The 4260-nt window shown below is 65.0% G+C and carries 4 protein-coding genes; 1 reads left to right on the forward strand and 3 read right to left on the reverse strand.

The window, feature by feature from the left end; genetic code table 11:
- The first annotated feature begins 105 nt into the window (after window positions 1-105).
- Entirely contained in the window at window positions 106-1665 is a 1560-nt protein-coding gene (locus tag AC1D00_RS29560) for a winged helix-turn-helix domain-containing tetratricopeptide repeat protein (protein WP_135178748.1), read from the forward strand.
- Between the two features lie 63 nt (window positions 1666-1728).
- Here the strand turns inward: AC1D00_RS29560 and phnE (AC1D00_RS29565) are convergent, their stop codons facing one another.
- From phnE (AC1D00_RS29565) to phnD, 3 genes are all read right to left on the reverse strand, one after another.
- Window positions 1729-2577: a phosphonate ABC transporter, permease protein PhnE gene (phnE, locus tag AC1D00_RS29565; RefSeq protein ID WP_025575168.1), complete on the reverse strand. Its 849-nt coding sequence runs from the start codon at window positions 2575-2577 to the stop codon at window positions 1729-1731.
- Window positions 2574-3458 carry a phosphonate ABC transporter, permease protein PhnE gene (gene phnE / locus AC1D00_RS29570; protein ID WP_025575170.1) on the reverse strand — a complete coding sequence of 295 codons (885 nt, stop codon included), beginning with the start codon at window positions 3456-3458 and terminating at the stop codon, window positions 2574-2576. The genes phnE (AC1D00_RS29565) and phnE (AC1D00_RS29570) overlap by 4 nt, the downstream gene beginning before the upstream one ends.
- Before the next feature lie 75 nt (window positions 3459-3533).
- The coding region (phnD, locus tag AC1D00_RS29575; RefSeq protein WP_477013101.1) for a phosphonate ABC transporter substrate-binding protein at window positions 3534-4260 on the reverse strand (727 nt) is incomplete at its 5' end.

A 4260-nucleotide genomic window follows, 5' to 3' on the forward strand; every position in this document is an offset into this window, starting at 1 on the left:
ATTGTGGTGAACCGGGCGGGCCCTTCGACGGACTCACAGACTTCGAGTCGAAATGGATTTGATTTCATCATTGCCCGATGTCGTCGTGAGGTCTGAGTTTTCGACGTGCAGTTTTTGTTCCGGGACCATCTTCTCGACACCGACCGGCGCGAGCTGAGCCGCGAGCAGGTTCCCATTTCCGTGGAACCGCAGGTTTTCGACCTCGTCGTCCATCTCATGGAAAACCGCGACCGGGTGGTCAGCAAGGACGAGCTGATCGACAAGATCTGGCACGGGCGCAGCGTCTCCGAATCCACCCTGACCAGCCGGATCAATGCGGCACGCAAGGCGGTCGGCGACAGCGGCGCGAGCCAGGCGCTGATCCGCACCATCGCGCGCAAGGGATTTCGCTTCGTCGGCGATGTCGAGACCAAGCTCGCAGCGGCCACGCCGGAGCCCGGCCGGTGGATACAGGCGCCGCAGACGGCACTCGCGCTGCCCGAGCGGCCCGCCATCGCCGTGCTGCCCTTCACCAACATGAGCGGTGACCGCGAGCAGGACTATTTCTCCGACGGCATCAGCGAGGACATCATCACCGCGCTGTCGAAACTGCGCTGGTTCTTCGTCGTCGCGCGCAATTCCTCCTTCGTCTACAAGGGCCGCGCCGTGCACATCCACGAGGTCGCGCGCGAGCTCGGCGTGCGCTACGTGGTCGAAGGCAGCGTGCGGCGGAGCGGCGAGCGCGTGCGCATCTCGGCCCAGCTCAACGACGTCTCGACCGGCAGCCATCTCTGGGCCGAACGCTACGATCGCGAGCTTGCCGACATCTTCGCCGTGCAGGACGACATCACCGAGGCGATCGTCGCCGCGATCGAGCCGCAGCTCTATACGGCCGAGAGCTTTCGCGCCGGGCAGAAGCCGCCGGGCAGCCTGGATGCCTGGGACCTCGTGATGCGCGCATTATCGCACCACTGGCGCATCACCCGCGAGGACAATGCGGCAGCGCAAGGGCTGCTCGAGAAGGCCGTCGCGATCGATCCCGCTTATGGCAAGGCGCTGGGCCTGCTCGCGACAAGCCATATCTTCGGCGCGCATATGGGCTGGGCCGACATGGCCGCGACCGTACCGGTCGCCGAACGCGCAGCGCTTGCGGCGGTGGAGGCCGATCGCGAGGACGCCTGGGCCCATCACGGCCTCGCCTATACCTACCTGTTCCGCCGCCGCTTCGACGACGCGCTGGCGGAGTTCGAGCTGGCACTGAGGCTCAATCCGAATTTCGCGATGGCGCACGCCTTCTATGGCGTCACGCTGTGCTACGCGGGACGATGGCAGGACGGCGATGCCGCCGCGCGCCGCGCGCTGCGGCTGAGCCCACGCGATCCGCTTGCGGCAATCTATTGCGGGGTCGCCGCCTATGCCCAGTTCATCGGCCGCAATTACGAGGCAAGCTTGCAGATGGCGCGCGAATCGATGCGGCAGCGCGCCGATTTCGTCGGCGCACATCGCGTGCTGACGGCGGCCGCCGGCATGTTGGGTGATCCGGCCCTTGCCGCGTCCGCGCTGGAAGGCTTGCGCCGCGCCCAGCCCGGCATCTCGCTCGCCTGGATCACAAGCGAGCTGCCGATGCTGCTGGAGCAGGACCGCGAGCATTATCTCGAAGGGTTGCGGCGCGCGGGGATGCAGTAGACATCTCGCGCAGCATTGGCGGTGCGCCCCCTCCCCCATAAGGGGCGAAGGGAAGAGAACAACTTAAGCCACCGCGCGCCTTCCGATGATGGCGAAACGGAGCTTGCCCGAAATGAAATCGATCGCGGCGACCGCGACCAGGATCATCAGGACCAGGAACGATACCCTCTGCCATTCCAGCACGCGGATCTGCTCGGCGAGCTGCAGGCCGATGCCGCCGGCGCCGACGATGCCGATGATGGTGGCCGAGCGGGTGTTGGACTCGATGAAATAGAGCACCTGGCCGGCAATCACGGGCAAGACCTGCGGCAACAGGCCGAAGCGGATCTCGTGCAACGCACTGCCGCCGGAGGCGCGGATGCCTTCGACCTGCTTCTGGTCAGCGCCCTCGATCGCCTCCGAGAACAGTTTTCCGAAGGCGCCGAAATCGGACACCGCGATGGCGAGCACGCCGGCGAAGGGGCCAAGCCCGACCACGTTGATCCACACCAGCGCCCAGATCAGCGTGTCGACGCCGCGGATCGAATCCAGGAAACGGCGGATCGGAAAGCGCAGGATGTTCGACGGCACGACGTTGCGGGCGGCGAGCAGGCTTACCGGCAGCGCAAACACCGCCGCGAGCGTCGTGCCGAGCAGGGCGATCGACAGCGTCTCGCCGAGCGCCTTCAGATAGATCGGCAGCGAGGTGCCGGGATCGGGCGGGATCATCATCAGGCTGATCCAGCCGAGCTGGCTGAGGCCGGCGAGGAAGCGCGACGGCGAGAAGTCGAGATCGACGAGGCCGTAGATCAGGATCGCGAACGCCGCGACGATCATCGCCGGCATTGCGAGCCGCGCCGAAGCAGGCCGGTCGAACACGTCGGGATAGCGCGCGCGAAGCTGCGCCGTGTCGACCTCGTGCCGCCGCGTCACGTCCGCGCCTCCTTGCCGAACAGGCGGCCGCGCAGCCAGCCGGTGGTGATGTCGATGACGAAGACGGTGACGATGATGGTGAGCAGGATGGCGCTGACGTCCGAATAGTAGAATTTGCGGATGGCGACGACGAGCTCCTGGCCGATGCCGCCGGCGCCGACAAAGCCCATCACGGAGGCTTCGCGGACATTGATCTCGAAGCGCAGCAGCGCGTAGCTGGCGTAGCCCGCGGTCACCTGCGGCACGACGGCAAAGCGCATGCACGACAGCCAGCTCGCGCCGGTGGAGCGGATGCCCTCGACCGGCTTCATGTCGGCGTTCTCGACGATCTCGGAGAACAGCTTTCCAAGCGCGCCGGTCGAATGGATCGCGATCGCAAGCACCCCGGCCATCGGCCCGAGCCCGAAGGCGATCACGAAGATCAGCGCGAAGACGATGCCCGGGACGGTGCGCGCGAACTCGAGCAGGCGCCGCACCGTGAAGCGCAGCCAGGGCGCGGGCGAGGTGTTTTCCGCCGCGAAGAAGTTCAGGACGAAGGCGAAGGTCGCGCCGATCAGCGTGCCGACATAGCTGATCAGCAGCGTCTCACCCAGCATCTTCAGCCATTTGCGCCAGCCCCACAGCCACTCGCCGACATCGGTCCAGACCCGCTGGCCGTTGTCGAGCGTGAGGATGCGATCGAAATAGCTGACGAAGTTGCCGAAATAGGTGAAGAGGGTGCGCAGGTTAACTTCGGCGCCGATCGCGGCGAGAAGCAGCGCGGCGGCGAATACCACAACGCCGAGCAAGAGACGGAGCCGCCGGCGCGCGACCGCCTGATCATAAGCGGCGTTCAGCGCAGCCAGTTGCTGCTCAGGCAGGATCGAAACCGCGACGGTCATCTGTTCAGGAAAAGTGGCCGATCAAAGAGAAAGAGCCGGGTCCATCGACCCGGCTCAAGTAGCTCGTCCCGAAACTCAGGACGCCTTCTTCTTACGCAGTGCATCGACGAACTTGATCAGCTCGATCGTGCCATCCCAATCCTTGGTGGTGGCGGGATGAAAACCCTTCTTCTGGCCGTCCTGGAGGCGGTCGAAGGCCGCCTTGTCCTTGGCCGGCGCATCGAAGAACGCCTTTGCGATCGCCGCCTTGGCGTCATCAGGCAGGTCCGAATTATATGCATAGGGGCCGTTGATGATCGGCGCCGACTTGTGGATGATGCGGAAATCGTCCTTCTTCATCGGCGAGCCGTCGGCATTCTTCAGCATACCCTTGGTCAGCATCTGCGCCAGCGTCGAATCGTCGTCGCTGGTCCACTGGTTGGCCGCAACGTCGACCGTGCCCTGCGCCAGCGCCAGGATCGCGTTCTCATGGCTGCCGGTGAAGACGACCTTGCTGAAATAGGTGTCGGCGTCCGCGATGCCCATCTTGTCGAGCTCGAAGCGCGGCACATTGTTGCCGGACGTCGAATTCGGGTCGACGAGGCCGAGGTTCTTGCCCTTGAGCTGATCGATGCTCTTGTAGGGGCTGTTCGCCTTGACGAAGAACACCGAATAGTAGCCGGTCGAGCCGTCCGAGTTGATGTCGTTGGCAAAGGCGTCGGTCTTGACGCCGGTCAGGCGGGCGCGGGCGAACGAGGCCGAGCCGTAGCTGGCGATATGGATATTGCCGGCGCGCTGGCCTTCGATCACGGCAGCATAGTCG

The organism is Bradyrhizobium sp. P2_E8, from assembly GCF_056403875.1.

Excerpts from the sequence above, each read along its gene's own strand:
- phnE (WP_025575170.1), bottom strand. The coding sequence starts at position 3,458 with ATGACCGTCGCGGTTTCGATCCTGCCTGAGCAGCAACTGGCTGCGCTG.